We start from the raw sequence: 17,352 nt of genomic DNA on the forward strand, positions 1-17,352 counted from the left end.
CGCCGATGCGTTTGCCCCGTAACCATTTGCGCAGGTGGGGAATGTCGTAGGCCTTGTCGGCGTGGAGGCGTTGGGGTTTGAAGTGGCGGCCGTTGTGGGGATCGTGTCTCGTTTGGTGACCCTCGACCATGGGCTTCAGACCTTCGCTGTCATGGGTGTTGGCGGCGGAGACGCCGACGACCAGGGGCAGTCCGTTCGCGTCCGACAGGACGTGCATCTTGGAACCCGGCTTGCCCCGGTCCACGGGACTCGGACCTGTGAGTTCGCCCCTTTTTTAGCGCGTACGTGGGCGGAGTCGAGGACCACACGCGACACGTCGATCAGGCCGACGTCGTCGAGCCGGTGCAGGACCGCCTCGTGCAGCCGGCCCCACACCCCGGCCCGCGACCAGATCATGAACCGACGGTGGGCCGTCGACTTCGAGACCCCGAAGCATGGCGGCAAGGCCCGCCAGGCACACCCGCTCACCAGCACGTAGATGATCGCTGCGAACAGCGTCTCATCAGGCGTGTTCGGTGTTCCGCCGCCCTGCGGCCGCACCCGGTCCTCCGGAATCAACGGCCTGGCGAGTTCCCACAGGCCGTCCGGAACAATCCAACTCCACGTACCCCGCCCCATGAACGAACCAACGAGTGATCACCACATAGGACATCGTCTTAGGCAGTGGTCGACGCGTTCCGCGCGATGCTCGTCGCCCGCAGCCCTGGCTCCCGGCCGCCGCCAGGACGTGTGCCATGGGGGGCACGCCGTGGTTTGTGCTTCCGGTATCGGGCAACCTTGGCTGGTGTGGCGGTGGGTGAATGGCGGCGCCGTCGCACGTTGTTGGCGGTGATGACAGGCGCCGCGCGGCACAACTATTGAGCAGGAGCCGGGTATCGGGGGGCAGGTGTGCGCATTTGGGTCGGTGGTCCCGAGTCGGGCCCGCCGAAGGCGGTGAGCGCCGTCTTGCCGTGAAGTCAACCCCGGTAGCGGCGGACTCCTAGGGCCAGTTCGTGCGCCCCCATGCCACAAGGTTGGAAAGTCCAGGGCCGCCGGCAGCAACGTTGCCGGGTCCTGATTCGTCTGTTTGCGCCCCGGCGTGAACCCCGATGATCCGGGGTTGCCCTGCACCGAAGAAGGCGAACATCGGGCCGCCGGAGTTACCGCCGGTGGTGTCGCCTTGATGTTCGATTTCGAGGCCTCCATTGATGCCGTCATCGGTGTCGTGGACCGAAATGCCGCCCTGGAGGCTGGCTCCCACGAACCACATGCCCACGGGGTAGCCCATGTTGTTCCACAACGGCTGACCATTCCAGGCAGCGTTGTAGTTCTTGGTGCCGAAGTGACCGAGTCGGTCCGCTGTCCCGAGCGGTTCGTACAGTCGGCAGACGGCCCAGTCGTGCCCCACTGAGCCCCCGCCCGGCCCGTTCGTCTGGAAGCCCTGCACATCCGATACGTAGGATTTGACGCCAGCACCGTGGAGGGACTGGCCGTTGTAGTACGCGGGCACGAAACTCATCCACCACTCTTGGGATTGCCATGGCACAACATGGCCGGCCGTGAGGATAAGGCGGTTGCCGATGAGCGCCGCTGAACCGTGTGTTCCCTCGTTGTTGATGACTTTCCCGACGCAGCCCCAGGGGAAGCTCGTCTCGGCCAGTTCCGTCCGGTTGTCGGGGGGGAAGACGGCTTCCGGCTGAACCAGACCGCCCCTCAGCCGCGGGATCGGCTCTATTCTGCGGCTGGGAAGGAAGCGCGGCACATAGAACAGGTCGAGCCACTCGGGGCGACAGGCACGCAAATCCACGTCGGGATCGATCTCGGACAGCAGCTCTTCCGGGTGGCTGCGGATGGCCGTCTTGCCGCGCAGGGCAACCTCACCTTCGGGCCCGACCGGCACGTCGACACACCACAGATTTTTCCCGGCCCCATCCATGCGATGGACCTCTGGCTCTGGGGGGCTTCCATCGGCGAAGACGTGGATGCGCTGGCGGCTGGCTAGTTCAACCATCGCCGGAGGCCGTTCGCCGGTTCCCAGATCGGGCCGCATCTGTGCGAGTTCATATGGCGTCAGCGGCCGCTCGCCGTCTCCGACGAAGCGCAGGGGATCCACGGTCCGCTTGCTGGTTGACATAGTGTGCCTCCGAGGACAGTAGAAGACGATCACGCTTGGCTGCTCGCCGTGCCAGGAGGCGGCTGGCGGCCGCTGCCGGGAGCCCGCACGGCCGGATCAATCGGGTGTGCGGTCGGACCGCTCGTAGCCGAGACTTAGCGGTGCCAGCGCGCCAAAGCCCTCTTCCAGGACACCACTGATCAGCCTGAGTCGCATCCGCGCAACTGGGGGTGCCCGCCACCCGCTGCGGGGTGGCCTCCTCCGGGCTCTCGGCTTGGTCGTTCCAGCAGTTCAGCCAAGGCGACAAGAGGGCCTTACTGATCGTTTCGGAATGAGATTCGTTGTGGTGCTTGGCAGTTGGGTGTGGTGTCGGCAGGATCTGTTGGGTGTCTGCTGATCTTGTGCCTGATGACCTGTGGGAACGCGTGGCCCGCTGTTGCCTGCTCGTCCGCCTCGGCGGCATCGGTATCCCGGGCGGTTGCCGGCGGATGACCGGGCTGCGTTGCGGGGCATCGTTTACGTGCTGTGCAAGAGCGTGAGCTGGCGGGACGTTCCGGCTGAACAGGTTGGCTGCAGAGGGGTGACGGCCTGGCGGCGTCTGCGGGACTGGACCGAGGCCGGTGTCTGGCCGCAGCTGCACGAGGTACTGCTGACTGAGCTGCGGGCCGCGGGCCTGCTGGAGATGAACGACGCGGCCGTCGACGCCTCTCATGTCCGGGCCCTCAAAGGGGGGCTCACACCGGACCTTCGCCAGTCGACCGCACGCCCGGGCAGCAAGCACCACCTGATCACCGACCGGCACGGCACCCCCTTGGCCGTCTCGCTAACCAGCGGAAATCATCATGACGTCACTCAGCTGATGCCATTGCTGGACGCGACACCCCGCATCCGCGGGACGCGCGGGCGACCGAGGCACCGGCCGGGCCGCTGTTCGCCGACCGCGGCTACGACTCCGACAAGCACCGCCGCCTTCACCGGGCCCGCGGCATCACACCGAAGATCGCTCGCAAGGGCACAGCCCACGGCTCCGGCCTGGGCAGGACCGGCTGGGTCGTCGAGCGGACCTTCGCATGGCTCCACCAGTTCAAGCGGCTCCGGATCCGCTACGAGATACGCGCCGATCTCCACTTGAGCCTGCTCCAACTCGCTTGCAGCATCATCTCCTTGAGACGACTCCGAACCTCATTCTGAAACCATCAGTTAGCACCTCCGTAAGCCGCCCCCACGATCTGCGCGTGTCAACACCGCAGCTCAGCGAGGCGTTTGGGCCATACGGAGAGCCTGCGGGTGGGAGCCAACCAAGATCTGCTGCCGATGCACGGGACGATCCTCACGCCGCAGCCCCGAGGGCAAGCACCTCAGCCCTCTAAAACTGACGCTCATCGTTGACACCTGGGTCTCCGATCACGACGGAGATCCGCATGCCGAAGTCCACCCCCACCACTCCACGATGGTTCTGAAGCGCCAACGGCGCTTGCCGCACCCGCCGGTTCTGCGGTCGGCGCAACATGACCGCCTCGTCACGAAGTTCTATATGAGGGCAAATCGGCATGCAGGTTGAAGGAGGGTCGTATATCGGATCATCCTTGGCGTCATGAGTCTCGCCTCGACCTCCTTCGAACTGCCCGCCACGGGCGACTACGCCTACGACTGGGCCCTGGTCGACGTGGAGACCTCGGGACTCATGGCCCGGCGGGACCGGGTACTGTCCGTCGCGGTGATCACGATCGGTCCGGACGGTGAGCAGGCCGGGGAGTTCTCGACGCTGCTCAATCCCGGGTGCGATCCGGGGCCGGTGGAGGTGCACGGGCTGACCGTCGAGCGGCTGCAGGGGGCACCGACCTTCGACCAGGTCGCCGGGCGGATCGGAGCGATGCTCCAGGACCGGGTCCTGGTCGCTCACAACGCCCAGTTCGACTACGACTTCTTGGCCTACGAGTTCGCCCGTGCGCGGATGTGGCTACCGGTGTCGCAGCGGCTGTGCACCCTGGCTCTGAATCGCCAGGTGGATCCGCCTACGGACGACATGAAACTCGGCACCCTCGCCGCCCACTACGGCATCCCCCAGCAGCGGGCTCACGATGCACTGGACGACACCCGCGTACTGGCGGGGATCCTACGGGCGTCACTGCGCGAGGCAGCCCGGCTCGATCTGCCGTTGCCGCTGGTGACCTGCCCGCCCCGGGCAGAATCCCAGTTCACGCCCAAGCCGCCCAAGACTCCCTGCGCCTACCGCAATCCGGGACGGCTGACTCCCGGCGGGCCGCTCCAGCAGGGCATGAAGGTCGCGATCACCGGTGAGACCGCCCACGCCCGGGCGGAGCTGGTCGGGCGGGCGGTTGCCGCCGGGCTGAACATGATGACCTCCGTCAGCCGGCACACCAGCGTGCTGGTCACTAACGAACCGGCGTCCGGATCGGCAAAGGCCCGACGCGCGTTCGCCGAAGGCGTGCCGGTCATCGACGAGCACACCTTCCTACGGCTGCTGGCTGACGTACGGCCGGGGACAGCGCATGAGGCGACGGCCGTCGCTGTCGTTCCGGTGGCTGAGCCGGAAGCAGAACCAGTCGCCGGGCCCGTGGAGGAGCTGGTGCCCACGACAGCCCCTGCCGCATCCGTCCCGGAAGCAGCGGTGCTCCCCACGGCCTGCCCCGGCGCGTCAGTCCCCGCTCCGCGCCAACCGGAGCCCTCCGCCGGCACCTTGGACAAGCCTCTGGCGGGGCGTCGGGTGCTGGTACTCGGTGGTGCCCATGCCGTTGCCGCGGCCACTCGTACCCGCGTCGTCGAGCTGGGCGGGTCCGCGGCGATCAACCTGTCCGCCAGCGTCACCGATGTCGTACTCCTGCCGGGCGGGGAGGGCGACCGGCGCATGAGCCGCATCACCGCACTCGAACTCCCCCTGCACAACCTGCACTGGCTCACCGCGCCCACCGGCACCGACCAGGACGCGGCGGCCTTCCGGCCTCAGGAGCCGCACGTGATGCCGAGAGGCGGCGTCATCGACCTGCCCATGCCGCACGGCACACCCGCCCCCGAGTGGTACGTCACCGCCGGCTGGGCCCCGCAGCCTGACTGCGCGATCGACGTCGTCGCCTTTCTCCTCGACGAGGACGAACAGGTCACCTTCGACGAGGACTTCATCTTCTACGGGGCCCCAGAGAGCCCCGCCGGGACGGTGCGGCTGCTGACCGGCGGCCCCGCCGAACAGACCATCGCCCTCGACCTGGCATCCCTGCCACCTGCGACCCGCAAGGTCGTCGTCGCCGCGGCTATCGACGGCGCCGCCACCTTCGGCACGGTCGGTGCAATCCAGATCGGGGCGGCCCCCGGCAGCAGCGGAGCACCGCTGACCCGGGCCACCCTGGACGCCGCCACCACCGAACGCACGATGCTGCTCGCGGAGATCTATCGCAGAGGTCCGGTCTGGCGCCTACGCGCCGTCGGCCAGGGCTACGACCACGGCCTCGACGCCCTCGCACGCGGATACGGGGTCGACATCGCCGACTGAACAACGGTGCCGGAGGCGGAGGTCTGCGCGTCCCCGGGTCTGGGTCAGGCCCGGCGGCGCGGTGCGGGCGAGGAACCAGGCGTGGGAACCGGCAGTACGGGCCGCCGAACTGCCGCCCGAGGTGCTAGCCAGGGTCGCCGAGTACGCCACCGCTCTGTGGGACGGGCTCGGCCTGCGCGGCTCGGCACGCGTCGACTTCATCCTCACCGAGGACCACCAGCCGTACGTCCTGGAGGTCAACAGCACGCCGGGCATGTCGACAGCTTCGCGCTCGGCAACTGTTGCGTGGTGACGGCACCCCTGGCCGATTGCTTGCGGCAGACGGCAAAAGGGGTCAACTTCGCAGTGCGGCGGCCACAACGAGGCGCCTTGGCGCGTATCCGAGGGTGAGTTCGTCTCCGGGGCACGGCACGAATTGTGGACCATCCTCTGCTCTGGCCACAGGGCGCGGCCCCCCTCAAGGCAGGGAGGCCCCATCCATATTCGTCAGCCTGACGTGAATCCTGGTCGAACCTAGTCCTAGTTAGCCCTAGCTAGCCGCTGCTCTGCGATGCTGGAGGTCGATCGAGAGGGGCCGCAGCGATGCAGTGGAAGATCCACGGGGAACGTCCGATCTACGAGAACAGCTGGGTGAACCTGTGGCTCACCGACGTCGAGACGCCGGACGGGAACCGGTGGGAGCACCACGTCGTCAAGCTCCGGCACCTGGCCGTGGCCGCAGTGGTCAACGAGCGGCGCGAGGTTCTGATGATGTGGCGGCATCGCTTCATCACGGACGTCTGGGCATGGGAGCTGCCCATGGGTCTGGTCGAGGAGGGTGAGACGCCAGCCGATGCGGCGGCCCGTGAGGTGCTGGAGGAGACGGGCTGGCGGCCCGGTCCGATCAAGTCGCTGATCTACGCCGAGCCGGCCAACGGCATCACCGACTCCCAGCACCACGTCTTCCGGGCCGACGGGGCGACGTACGAGGGTCCGCCGACCGAGAAGAACGAGTCGGACCGGATCGAGTGGATCCCACTGGCCGACGTGCGGGGCATGATCGACCGTCGTGAGATCGTCAGCAGTGGCTCCCTGGTCGGACTGCTGTACGTGCTCATGGACGAGGCGATCCACTGACCTGGCGCGGCAGCACTTCCCGGAGCCGGGCCTCGAATGCCACCGCGGCCGGTTCCCGGCGGAAGGGCTCCAGCTGCTCGTAGAACTCCCGGAGGTGGCCGGCGACTCGTTGCGAGCTGACAGCCGCTGCCGGGGCGAGGGCGTCCATAGCCGTGTGGCATGCCTCGTCAAGTTTGCCGCGCTGGAGCTGGGTGCGGGCGAGCCAGAAGGCGTGGAAGGCGCGGCCTCGGTGGTTCGTCTGGTGTTCTCGGCGAAGGGCGTCCGCGATGAGGGGTTCGGCGAGGGCGGCTTCGCCCAGGCGGCCGTGCGCGATGCCGGTGTCCACGATCAGCTTCGGTTCGTCGAAATAGGCGACCCAGGCCGGATCCGGATCGCCGGTGCTGATCCCTCCGAACTGGGTGTGGGCTTCCGAGATCGCGGTGTGGGTCGCGCCGTGGTTGCCGAGGGTGGCGTGGGCGAAGGCTTCGCGCATCGCGAGCATGGCCAGCACGCGCGGCGTCGTCCCTGCGGCCGCTCGGGCCTGGTCCTGGGCGGCCGTGACGAGTGCGAGGGCATCGCCGGGCTTGTCCTGGTAGGTGGCCTGAAGGCTCATGCAGGCGAGGACGTTAGCCATGAACTGGCGGTCGTCGATGGCCTTGGCCAGGCCGAGGGATTCGGTGAAGTAGGCGCGCGCCTGGTTGTACTGGCGGGCGTCGAAGTAGATCCATCCGGTGAGCCGGGCCAGCTCGGCCGCGATGCTGTGCAGGCCGTCCCGCAGAGGAGCCGGACGCTGCTCCTTGAGGAGATCGACTACGTAGCGGAGCTGGCCGACGACCGCCGGCCGTAAGGTCTCGCCGCCGTGCTCGTCGTCCCGGCGCCAGTAGTCCGCGATCGACGAGTGCAGCGCGTCCAGCGTCGACGCGCTGAGATCCCGCTCGGCCGCCAGGGCGAGGATGCTGTCGACGTCCGCCCCCTGTAGTCCGGTGACAAGCGGTTCGACGGCTGAGGCCGACACCTCGGCCGGTCCGCGGGGCGTGACCGTCAGGCTGGGCGGCGTCTCCCAGGAACGGCGGGCAAGGCCGAGCATGTGTCCGGGGATGCGCAGTCCGTCCGAGATCCGTTCGATCACGTCCATGTGCAGCAACTGCCGCCGTCCGGCGATCACCTCGCCCACGCGGCTCGGGGTCAGGTCGCAGCGGCGCGCGATCATCGACGGATAGATGCCTGCTCGTGCCTTGACCAGCTGAAAGATGCGGCCGAAGTCTCTGGCCTGGCATGCCTCGATCATCACTGGGTCCGTGAGCAGGCTGACCGGGAGTTCCTTCGAGCGAGATGGCTCGGGCATCGGGCACGCTCCGGCATGAGGACTACGGATCGCTGCACTTGGTCAACCGAGGGTGATGTTACCCAGGTTGGGTAATCTGCTTGGCCTTTCTGGCCGGGCCCGCGGATCGCGATGCTCCTGGCCATGGCGAACGGACAGGACGACGTACGGATGACGCTGCGGGTCTCCCGCGACTCCGGCCAGACGTGGGGGCCTCTCGCGGAGGTACGCGTGGGCGAGGACCCGGTGGTCCCGGAGAACCCGGGCCGCTACCCGCCGTGCGTCTGCCCCCGGTGCTCGAAGCAGGAACGGAATGCCGTCGCGTCCTTCCGGATGGTGTCGTGATGCGTTGCGCGTACTGGCGCCGGGTGCCCCCTCGACCTGGCACGGGAAGCACGGGAGAAGTCGGCCGCGAAGTACATCGACAGGGCGGTGCAGTGCCAGCTGTCCGCGCACGACGAAGGTGAGCACTTCGGCCTCCTCACCGACGCCGGCGCGTACGGGACCGCGCTGTGGCTCCGCTGGGACGGGACGGACGAGGCGGAACTTGCCGTGTTGCCGGACTGCTCGGTGGCCGCCCCGGGTCCTGACGGTGAGGGCTGCTGTCTGTTCGCCGACCACGCCAAGCAGCACACATGGGAAGACGCCCTGGAGGAGGTCTCGTGCACCAACTGATCGCGAGCCCGCACAAGACCCGGCGCCCTCGCTCGCCTCGCAACGAACAGTGCGGGGACTGCGGTGGCAGCGGCGCCAACTCGTCCGGCAAGACCTGCGACACCTGTAACGGCCTGGGCGAGATCCACTGCCGCGCCGGCCGCCAGGAGCCCCATGCGCTGTCCCGCTCCGTGATCCGAAAGGAAGGCCACCGATGACCCACGCTCTGATCGCCTCCCCGTTCCTCGACGGACACCTTCTCCTCAAACCCGGGGCAAGGGCTGGCGCCCGAATCTCCGCGGACCACTTCGAGGGCCTGCGCCAGGCCGCCACCGACGGTGGGTCGCTTCCCACCTGGGTGGTGCAGACCGCCGCCGACGTGTGGGGCCTGGACCTGGGCGGCCAGACCGCGCAGGGCACCGTGCTGGTACGCGAGCCGTCCCCATACGGCTACTGCCGGGCGTCCTGGGAGATCAACCTCGGCTGCAACTTCGGCTGCAAGCACTGCTACCTCGGCGAGCGCCCGTTCTCCGGCCTCGGCTGGGAGGACAAAGTGCGGCTGCTGGACATCATGCGCGAGGCCGGTGTCCTCTGGCTCCAGATCACCGGTGGCGAGCCCACCATGGACCCCCACTTCCAGGGCGCCTACCGGTACGCCTGGCAGGCCGGGATGATGCTCACCATCTCCACCAACGGCTCCCTGCTCTGGCGGCCCGACCTCCTCAAGCTCTTCCGCGACTGCCCGCCCTACCGGCTGGTCGTCAGCATGTACGGGGCAAGCGAGGAGTCCTTCGACATGCTCACCCAGCGCCGTGGCGCGTGGAAGGCGTTCCGGCGCGGCATGGACGCCGCCCGTGAGGCTGGCCTGCCTCTCCGCATCAACGTCGTGGTGACGGAGGACAACGCCTCCGAGGCCGACGAGATGGCCGCTCTCGCCGAGGAGTGGAACGTCGAGAACCACGCGTACACGAACATGACGCCCACGATCTACGGCGGCGGTGAGCCACTCCTCGCCCAGTCCGCCGCCCACCTGCGGCAGCGCAAGCCGTTCGCCGGCTGCAACGCGGGACACACCTTCTTCCACGCCGACCCGCACGCCAAGGTGTCGATCTGCAAGGTCGGCCGGGACGACCAGATCGACCTGATGGCCGAAGGCATCGACGGCCTCACCCGGCTCGGCGCCATCGCCGACCGCCTCATGCTTCGCACCGGTGGGTGCGAGGGCTGCGCCCTGTCCGGCACCTGCCGGGTCTGCCGCCCCCTGGCCAAGCACTACCAGGAAGCGAAGGCGCCGCTGCACAGCTACTGCCAACACGGAGACAAGGAGAACGCCTCATGACCCCGCCCGTACTGGTGCCCCTTCTGCCCGGCCCGCCGACCTCGGCCCGCCGCGCCGCCCCGCCCGTCGCGACCGCGTCGATCACCGCCGTCCAGGACCTCGACGTGATCGTGGAGAGCGCGGAGTGCTCCTGCGACGCCGGTGACGACAACCCCCACTGACCGACAGATCCGGTCAACTCCGTTCAGGCCCCGGCGTGCTCGCGTCGGGGCCTGAGCCCTGACCGGCTCACCGTTAGGGTGCCGCTCATGTTCTTCCGCTGGGACTGGCTCCGGCCTGTACTGACCGCGCCGATCATGCCGACTCTCGGTCCCGTCCACCCCGATGCCCTGACCGCTGGCATGTTCGAGGACACCCTGCGAGTGGCCGACACCGGAGACTTCCTTCCGTACGACAAGGACCGGCGCTGGGGCGGCGAGAAGGACGAGAAAGTCCTCCGCGAGGACGTGGTGCACCAGCCCGAGCACACCCTCATCCCCACACTGACTCGGCGTGGACGGGGCACCGTGAAGGTCTTCGCCTACGGGCTCCGCGACAGCGTCGTGGAGGAGGCCGCCGAGCTGGCCGCGAAGCTCGCCGCCGCGCACGACATGGTCAACGCCCGGGTCGTGCGCCCCCTTGGTCCTGAGACCGCACACCCGCGCGGCACCCGCGTCCAGCTGAAGGACTTCACCACCGGCCCCTGCCCCGACCCGGGCGGTCCGGTCCGGCCCGTCACCGCCTGGCCGGCCGCCGTGCGAGAGACCTTCGCGCCGTTCGCCGAGGCGATGGCCGCCGATGGCCTGGCCTTCCTCCACACCCAGATGCAGGCCGGCCGGTGCGGCCCGGTTCTCACCGCCGCCGTCGAGGACCGCGTCGTGGGGGCGATCGGCCCCATGGAAGTACGCCCCGACGCGATCGGACGTCTCCAGCTCATGCCCCAGTACTTCGCCGTCCTGCCCGAGGCCCGAGGACAGGGTCTCGGACGTGTCCTGTGGCGGGCCGCGATGCACTGGGGCCAGTCCCACGGCGCTACCTACCAACTCCTCCAGACCGAGGTTGACGGCCCCTCCGACCGGCTGTGCCAGGCCGAAGAACTCACCTCCCTCGGCTTCACCCACACCACAGCGGCGTAACTGCCGGATCTAGGAAGGCGCGAGGTCACAACCTGTCCAGTGCCTCTCGGGTGATCCACCTCATCACCGCGCCTCGTCACCATCGATGCGTGTGTTGTAGGCGTGCGTGATGTACGTCGTCGCGGCCTGAGAGATGATCTCCGGCATGACAAACGGGGTAGCGGCGGGGGCAGGGTCGGGGGCCAACGAGGCTGACGCCTGGCGCGCACGATTGGGCTGGGCGTTCGGCCTCATAGCCGACGATCCCGCTGAGCGAGAGGCGGCACTCGCGCATCTGGATGGGGCCAGGAAGAACACCTGGGCGGCTCTCGACCGGTGGAACGAGCTGTGGCACCTCACGAGGCCACTGGGACCGGAGGAGCAGTACCAGGAGCCGGCCTTCAGGCGGGCGCGCGAGGTGTACGCAGACATGTGTAGCCATTCCCTGCCCGAAGGGCTGTGGGTGGGCGAGGGTGCCCACGGGCCGGTTCTGCCCTATGCGCTTCTCTTTCTGGAGTGGGAAGCGCGGTTCCCCCGCGAGTGGACAGAGCATGCAAAGGCGTGGGGCACGAAACAGTCACTCATCCGCCGCATGGCCGTTGCCGATCATGATCAGCCGACCAGGGCGAAGCTCATCGACCTCGTCGAGGTCGTCGTCCAGCGGGCCTACCGCTGCAAGGACCGCGAGTACGTTCGCGTCGCACGAGCAGTCGACGGTGAGGATCTTCGCCGCAGGCTCGGTACGGCCGCCGCCTCGGACAACCCATGGGCACGACTTCACGCCGGCTACGTCCTCTGGCTTCTCGATCGCCCCGAGGTACCGAACACGCATCACGTTTGGCGAACGTGGGTCGCAGAAGCGCCCAGAAGGCAGCGTGGCTCCTCCGGTCCCTGCGGGTAGTTCCGGGCTACCGCACGCACCCGTCCCCGTACCCCCCTGCGCCTGCCCTGGATGTCGGAGTCTTCACGCGCCAACCACCGCCCACGCTCTCGCCGTTCGCTCATGCAGGCGCGGGTTGCCACGCGGCCGGCCGGAGCGGCTTTGGCCGGTGTCCTGTTCGGGTTGGGGTCGGGCATGTTCAGGGGGCCGTACGCTGGCCCGGCAACTCGGGCAGGCTTTTGAGGTACGCCGACCTATCGCCATTACTGACTTTGTTGGCGTGGTGTCGTCAAGGTGAGTCCGGTTTCGGCGAGGCATCCGTTGATGAGGTTGCTGCGGTACTGGATCTGATCGACGTGCCGCTTGGGCCGGTAGATCAGCCGTGAGCGTTCGCCTTGCTTGTAACACGCCAGAGCGGCGACGGAGAAGCGGCGCTGAGAACGTCCCCGGACCCGGATGACGGGTGTGCGTCCGCGCCGGGCCCAGGTCCGTGCGGTGGGCGGCGTCATCGAGAAGCCGGCTTCGTCCTCGAAGCACAGCCAGGCGTCGAGCGCCGCCACGGACCTTCCACCTGCGGCCAGGTCTCCTTCCAGCCCGCCACGGCCTCCTCGTCGCGCTCGATGGCGCGGCGGGCCGGGACCTGGTGGCTGAAGCCGTGCCGGTGCAGCATCTGCGCGATCGCCGACAGCGTCATGCTCTTGTGGAACCTGCGCCCGATCAACGTCTTGATGCGCGCCAGCGTCCACGTCTGGTCCAGCCAGCCGTGCGCGACTGGGCCCTTGGCGAGCTCCTGCTCGAGCACGGTGGACAGGGCCTCGCTGAGTTTGGGCCGTGAGACGGGCCCAGCGGACCGCAGCCCCTCGGTGCCGGCCTCGTGCCAGGCCCGGCGCCAGCGCTGCACCGAGCGCACACTCACCCGTAAGTCCTTGGCGACCTCGGCGTTGGAGGCACCGGCAGCGAATCGCTCCGCGGCCTCCAGCCGGATCCGCTCGCGAAACGCCTGCCGTTCAGGCGTCAGCCCACCACCCTGCGGATATCTCACACAACCGGCATACCGCGACGATCACGCATCGTCAGCCCCCAACGACATCACGCCGAAAAGGTCAGTAGTTGCGTTCCTGAGACAGGCGGACTGCGGTTCCCTATGGTGTCCCCATGGATCGGGACGAACCTGTCGGTTTCTGGAGTTATACGCGTCGGGACGACGATATTGAACGTGGAAAGATCAAGGGATTGGTCGATCTGATCTCAGATGAGTTCGAGATCACGACTGGCCGCGAACTGCACATCTTCTTCGACAAAAAGGATATTTCCTGGGGCGAGGAGTGGCGCTCTCGCATTGACTCCGCGATCATGGGGACAACATTCATGATCGCTATCATTACTCCGCGTTTCTTTAGGAGCCAGGAGTGCCGTCGAGAAGTGATCACCTTCTCCAGCCATGCGTCGAGCCTCGGACTGGATGACCTCTTGCTTCCCATTCTCTATAGCGGTTCATCTGACCTCCTTGACGAGAATCCCGACGATGAATTGGTCGCCTTGATCAAAAGGCGGAATTATGTCGATTGGACGGCTCTTCGGCTGGAAGATGAAGGGTCTCCTAGGTACCGCCAGGCAGTTCATGAGCTTGCCATTCGCTTGGCGGAAATTCTTGCGAGCGCCAGCGAGAGGGAGCCGACCGCACAAGAGGAAGCACTAGCCGTTGACGACCAGGCAGGGATCGTAGAACAGCTTGCCGAAATGGAAGACGCTCTACCGCGCTTGGCTGAGTGCCTGACTGGCTTCGGTGAAGTAACGGCAGAAATCGGCTCCCATATGGAGTGGGCTACCGGCGAGATCAGCGAATCCGACAAGCGTAACGGTGGGTTCGCGGGAAGGTTGCGGGTCAGTCAGCAATTGGCCAGTCGGCTGCAAGATCCTGTGCAGAGGTTTGCTAAATGGGGCGACCAGTACGCGGCCGAGCTGGCGATCGTTGACCCCGGCGTCCTGACGCTCATTAGGATCTCCAGAGACCCGGAACTCCCGCAGGAAGATCGCGCGACCCTCGGCGAGTTTTTCAAGGCTGCCCTAGGGGCGGCATCCGCCTCGCGTGACAATGTTCCAATTCTCGTGGGCTTTTCTTCCAATGCGGAGGAAATCGCCAAATTCAGCAAGAGCGTTCGACCTCTTATGATGACCCTGAAAAAATCAGCACAAAGGGTCGTTGATGGTCAATCCGTTATGGATGAGTGGGAGCGACTGATCCAAGAAGATGGTGGAGATAATACCGCTTCACCTGAGTAATTTTGAGACGTGAAGCGTGATGACTCCTATCAGCTGATCGGCGAATACATTCGACTGAAGGTGACTCGCCCATTGAGGCCCACCGCCTCGACGCGTCGCTCCATCACTGGCCCGCCTGCTCCCTCCCAAGAGTTCGAGTTCTCCAGTAGGCCATCGCCGCCGCGCCGAAGCCGGCCGCTACGAACACGCATCCCAGCCAGAAGAGCGGCGTGCTCTGCCGCTCCACGCCGCCAAGCAGCATCGCCACCATGCCGAGGACGGGAAGCAAGACCGCGCCAGCCGTCCACCACTGGCCCTTACGAGCTTGGCCAATCGCTGAGGCCAACCCGAGCACGAAGACCAGCATCATCACTGCCACTGCTATCCACATGACGGCAGTCTGCCGCGTCCTCGTCTGCCGCATACCCGCCACGTGCTCGACCGGCAGAAGGAACCCCGTGGCATGACGCTTTTCCACAGGTCATCGCATTGATCATCTAGACGGCCCCAAGTCGGCGAGGCCCCACGTCACTTCTTCCGATGCCCGCCCCCATGACCTCATCTACTGCTGACATCAACGAGGGCGCACAGCTGCATCCTTGAACGACCCAGTACAGCAGTCGGAGGCCCAGGCCTGCGCGCAACAGAGGGACGGCGATCGAACTCCTCAAGCGGTGATCAACTGTTCTGCGCTCGCTCCGTGGGCCATGTGTGGGCCAGAGCGATGGATTCGCGGGACAAAAGGCAGTACTGCGCAGGTCAGAGTGCATCCGCCACGCGGCACCGCGACGCTCTTGAAAACCGTCATGGCGTCACCGTGGGTTCAAATCCCACACCCACCGCCAGGTCAGCGTAAGAGCTGGTCAGAGGGGTGCCTCTCACTGAGAGGCACCCCTTCTGTGTTCAGCCTGCCTCACCCTGGATCGCCGGTATCCCTGTGTTAACCAGGGCATGTGGCCAAGCTGCGGCCAGGGTTTCCGCCGGCCTATGAGCCCGGCTCGGGTTCAACTGACCATTCCGCCTCGTAGTCCGGGTGATCACTGTGCTCTGCGGCCATCTGCTTCACCGCGATGCTCAAGCCGGTAGCTCGATCGCTCACGAAAGAACCCTGGGTGTCGGTGCCCGGGCCCGTCGCTTCCGTGTAAGCGTCAACGATGGCCCGGTGTGCCTCAACGCGGCGGATCACGCGCGCTGGATCGTGGCGTGCCATGTGGTCGGCGATGGCGAGGTGGACCCTGATTTCGGCTCCGGTGTCGAGAACCAGGGAGGTTCTTTCTGCCCGCCACCGTCCGTCCTCCACGATGCAGTCCAGCGCCAGGTTCATGTCCTCGTCGAGGCGAGCATGTATGAAAGCCACAAGGGAGTCCGTCATGGACCGACCCTGCCCTAGTTGGACCCCGCATTGGGAGCTGGCTCTGCCCCTTGCTCCGCGAAGCCCCTGTCGATTAGTTCGTTCATGCGGTCCATACCTTTCTTGGTGGGTTCGTTTCCGGTCATTCGTAAGATCGGGAAGCCCAGGGGGCTCTGGGTGTGGCTGTCATGTGGCTGCCGCTTGTGGCTCAGGAGGACTGGCCGCCCGGAGCCCCGCGACGACTCGGCCACTCATTGGGATGCGCGAACTGAATCGCTGTGTATGGACACGTCGGCGAGGTCGTCTGCTGGGACTTGGAACGGAACGACTTGGGAGGTGACCGTGCCTGACCTCTGGGCCGGTACGGACGCGGGCAAGGCCGAGCATCACTGCACGGTGATCGATGCAGACGCCACGGTGGTGCTCTCGCGCCGGGTGACGAACAACGAGCCCGAGCTGCTGGAGCTCATCGCGGATGTCCTCGACATCAGCGACGAGGTGACCTGGGCGGTTGACCTGAACGCTGGTGGTGCGGGTCTGCTGATCACGCTGCTGGTCAACCACGGGCAGAAGCTGCTCTACATCCCCGGCAGCGCTGTCCATCACGCCTCCGGCGCCTACCGCGGCAGTGGGAAGACGGATGCGAAAGACGCCTTCGTCATCGCCGACCAGGCGAGGATGCGCCGGGACCTGCAACCCTTGGCGGCGGAGGACGAGATAGCGGTTGACCTGCGGATCCTGACCGCCCGCCGCTACGACCTGACCGCCGACCGCACCCGGGCGATCAACCGGATGCGGGCCCAGATGCTGGAGTACTTCCCGGCCCTGGAACGGGCCTACGAGTACAACGTCTCCAAGGCCGCGCTCCTCCTTCTGACCGGCTACCAGACTCCGGCCGCCCTGCGGCGCATCGGCAAGAACCGCCTCGCCACCTGGCTGAAGAACCGCAAGGTCCGCAACGCTCCCGCCATCGCCGCCAAGGCGATCGAGGCCGCCGAGGCCCAGCACACCGCCGTCCCGGGCGAAAAGACCGCGGCGGCCATGGTCGCCCGGCTGGCCAGGGAGGTGATTGCCCTCGACGAGGAAATCGCGGAGATCGACAAACTCATTGAGGGCCGGTTTCGCGAGCACCAGCACGCCGAAGTGATCACGAGCCTGCCCGGCATCGGCACCCTGCTGGGCGCCGAGTTCATCGCCCTGACCGGTGGCAACATGGACGCTTTCGGCAGCGCCGACTGCCTGGCCGGCGTCGCGGGACTGGCCCCTGTCCCCAGGGACTCCGGGAACGTCAAGGGGAACCTTCGCCGCCCGCGCCGCTACAGTCGGCGGCTCCTGCGTATGTGCTACCTCGCCGCCCAGGTCGCGGCCTACCACTGCCCTGTCTCGAAGGCGTTCTACCAACGGAAGCGAGCCGAGGGAAAGAACCACAAGCAGGCCGTCCTGGCCCTCGCGCGCCGCCGTCTCAACGTGCTGTGGGCCCTCATACGCGACAACCGGACCTTCGAGATCAGCCCACCCGGACAGGATGCCGCAGCGGCATGACTCACTCACGATGCGTCACCAGCCTCGCTTGACAACATCATTGGGAGTCCTCCTCCCCATCCAGCACCTTGTAGCGCTGCAGAACGGCGATGCTCTGGCCGGCCCGCCTGTGGGCCGGGAACAGGTGACCAGCGGCAACCATCAACGACCGGTGATGCCTACTCCCTCGCAGGTCAGAACGCCGTGCACGCTGACCGCCAGCTCACACCTT

15 protein-coding genes and 3 pseudogenes are annotated in these 17,352 nt (G+C 66.9%); 12 read left to right on the forward strand and 6 right to left on the reverse strand.

Annotated features, from left to right (window positions below; all coding sequences use genetic code 11):
* Window position 1 precedes the first annotated feature (1 nt).
* Both OG735_RS08735 and OG735_RS08740 read right to left on the reverse strand, forming a co-directional pair.
* Window positions 2–618, reverse strand: a pseudogene (locus OG735_RS08735) (IS5 family transposase); the annotation flags it as partial.
* 361 nt (window positions 619–979) lie between these two features.
* Window positions 980–2,113: a trypsin-like serine peptidase gene (locus OG735_RS08740; protein ID WP_327322561.1), complete on the reverse strand. Its 1,134-nt coding sequence runs from the start codon at window positions 2,111–2,113 to the stop codon at window positions 980–982.
* Window positions 2,114–2,478: 365 nt separating this feature from the next.
* Between OG735_RS08740 and OG735_RS08745 the strand changes: the two are divergent.
* From OG735_RS08745 to OG735_RS08760, 4 genes and pseudogenes are all read left to right on the forward strand, one after another.
* Window positions 2,479–3,283 (forward strand): annotated as a pseudogene (locus OG735_RS08745) (IS5 family transposase).
* 403 nt (window positions 3,284–3,686) lie between these two features.
* Window positions 3,687–5,600: a TerD family protein gene (locus OG735_RS08750; protein WP_327322562.1), complete on the forward strand. Its 1,914-nt coding sequence runs from the start codon at window positions 3,687–3,689 to the stop codon at window positions 5,598–5,600.
* 61 nt (window positions 5,601–5,661) lie between these two features.
* The gene (locus OG735_RS08755) at window positions 5,662–5,892 is read left to right on the forward strand and encodes a hypothetical protein (protein WP_327322563.1); all 231 of its coding nucleotides are present in this window, start codon (window positions 5,662–5,664) and stop codon (window positions 5,890–5,892) included.
* A 290-nt stretch (window positions 5,893–6,182) separates the two neighbouring features.
* The gene (locus OG735_RS08760; RefSeq protein WP_327322564.1) at window positions 6,183–6,716 is read left to right on the forward strand and encodes an NUDIX hydrolase; all 534 of its coding nucleotides are present in this window, start codon (window positions 6,183–6,185) and stop codon (window positions 6,714–6,716) included.
* Here OG735_RS08760 and OG735_RS08765 read toward each other — a convergent pair.
* The gene (locus OG735_RS08765) at window positions 6,694–8,040 is read right to left on the reverse strand and encodes a hypothetical protein (protein WP_327322565.1); all 1,347 of its coding nucleotides are present in this window, start codon (window positions 8,038–8,040) and stop codon (window positions 6,694–6,696) included. The genes OG735_RS08760 and OG735_RS08765 overlap by 23 nt on opposite strands.
* Before the next feature lie 123 nt (window positions 8,041–8,163).
* Between OG735_RS08765 and OG735_RS08770 the strand changes: the two genes are divergently transcribed.
* The 6 genes from OG735_RS08770 to OG735_RS08795 all read left to right on the forward strand — a co-directional run bounded on the left by OG735_RS08770 (window position 8,164) and on the right by OG735_RS08795 (window position 12,007).
* Window positions 8,164–8,364, forward strand: coding sequence for a hypothetical protein (locus OG735_RS08770; RefSeq protein WP_327322566.1), 201 nt, complete (start codon window positions 8,164–8,166; stop codon window positions 8,362–8,364).
* An 87-nt stretch (window positions 8,365–8,451) separates the two neighbouring features.
* Window positions 8,452–8,694: a hypothetical protein gene (locus OG735_RS08775; protein ID WP_442812393.1), complete on the forward strand. Its 243-nt coding sequence runs from the start codon at window positions 8,452–8,454 to the stop codon at window positions 8,692–8,694.
* Between the two features lie 193 nt (window positions 8,695–8,887).
* Entirely contained in the window at window positions 8,888–10,012 is a 1,125-nt protein-coding gene (locus tag OG735_RS08780) for a radical SAM protein (RefSeq protein ID WP_327322567.1), read from the forward strand.
* Window positions 10,009–10,173 carry a hypothetical protein gene (locus OG735_RS08785; protein WP_327322568.1) on the forward strand — a complete coding sequence of 55 codons (165 nt, stop codon included), beginning with the start codon at window positions 10,009–10,011 and terminating at the stop codon, window positions 10,171–10,173. The genes OG735_RS08780 and OG735_RS08785 overlap by 4 nt, the downstream gene beginning before the upstream one ends.
* 87 nt (window positions 10,174–10,260) lie before the next feature.
* Window positions 10,261–11,127, forward strand: a complete 867-nt coding sequence (locus OG735_RS08790; RefSeq protein WP_327322569.1) for a GNAT family N-acetyltransferase — start codon at window positions 10,261–10,263, stop codon at window positions 11,125–11,127.
* Between the two features lie 133 nt (window positions 11,128–11,260).
* Window positions 11,261–12,007, forward strand: coding sequence for a hypothetical protein (locus OG735_RS08795; protein ID WP_327322570.1), 747 nt, complete (start codon window positions 11,261–11,263; stop codon window positions 12,005–12,007).
* Window positions 12,008–12,336: 329 nt separating this feature from the next.
* On the opposite strand, the pseudogene OG735_RS08805 reads toward OG735_RS08795, so the two are convergent.
* A pseudogene (locus tag OG735_RS08805) lies at window positions 12,337–13,028 on the reverse strand (winged helix-turn-helix domain-containing protein); the annotation flags it as partial.
* A 113-nt stretch (window positions 13,029–13,141) separates the two neighbouring features.
* Between OG735_RS08805 and OG735_RS08810 the strand changes: the two are divergent.
* Complete coding sequence (locus OG735_RS08810; protein ID WP_327322573.1) at window positions 13,142–14,269, forward strand: toll/interleukin-1 receptor domain-containing protein; 1,128 nt, start codon at window positions 13,142–13,144, stop codon at window positions 14,267–14,269.
* Window positions 14,270–14,372: 103 nt separating this feature from the next.
* On the opposite strand, the gene OG735_RS08815 is transcribed toward OG735_RS08810, so the two are convergent.
* Both OG735_RS08815 and OG735_RS08820 read right to left on the reverse strand, forming a co-directional pair.
* Window positions 14,373–14,639, reverse strand: coding sequence for a hypothetical protein (locus OG735_RS08815; protein ID WP_327322574.1), 267 nt, complete (start codon window positions 14,637–14,639; stop codon window positions 14,373–14,375).
* Between the two features lie 594 nt (window positions 14,640–15,233).
* A complete protein-coding gene (locus OG735_RS08820) occupies window positions 15,234–15,620 on the reverse strand; it encodes a DUF6221 family protein (protein ID WP_327322575.1) in 387 nt (128 codons plus the stop codon).
* Between the two features lie 321 nt (window positions 15,621–15,941).
* Here OG735_RS08820 and OG735_RS08825 point away from each other — a divergent pair, with 321 nt between their 5' ends.
* A complete protein-coding gene (locus OG735_RS08825) occupies window positions 15,942–17,141 on the forward strand; it encodes an IS110 family transposase (RefSeq protein WP_327322576.1) in 1,200 nt (399 codons plus the stop codon).
* The last annotated feature ends 211 nt before the right edge of the window (window positions 17,142–17,352 follow it).

The sequence above is a fragment of the Streptomyces sp. NBC_01210 genome (genome assembly GCF_036010325.1).
In the GTDB taxonomy this organism is placed as follows: domain Bacteria; phylum Actinomycetota; class Actinomycetes; order Streptomycetales; family Streptomycetaceae; genus Streptomyces.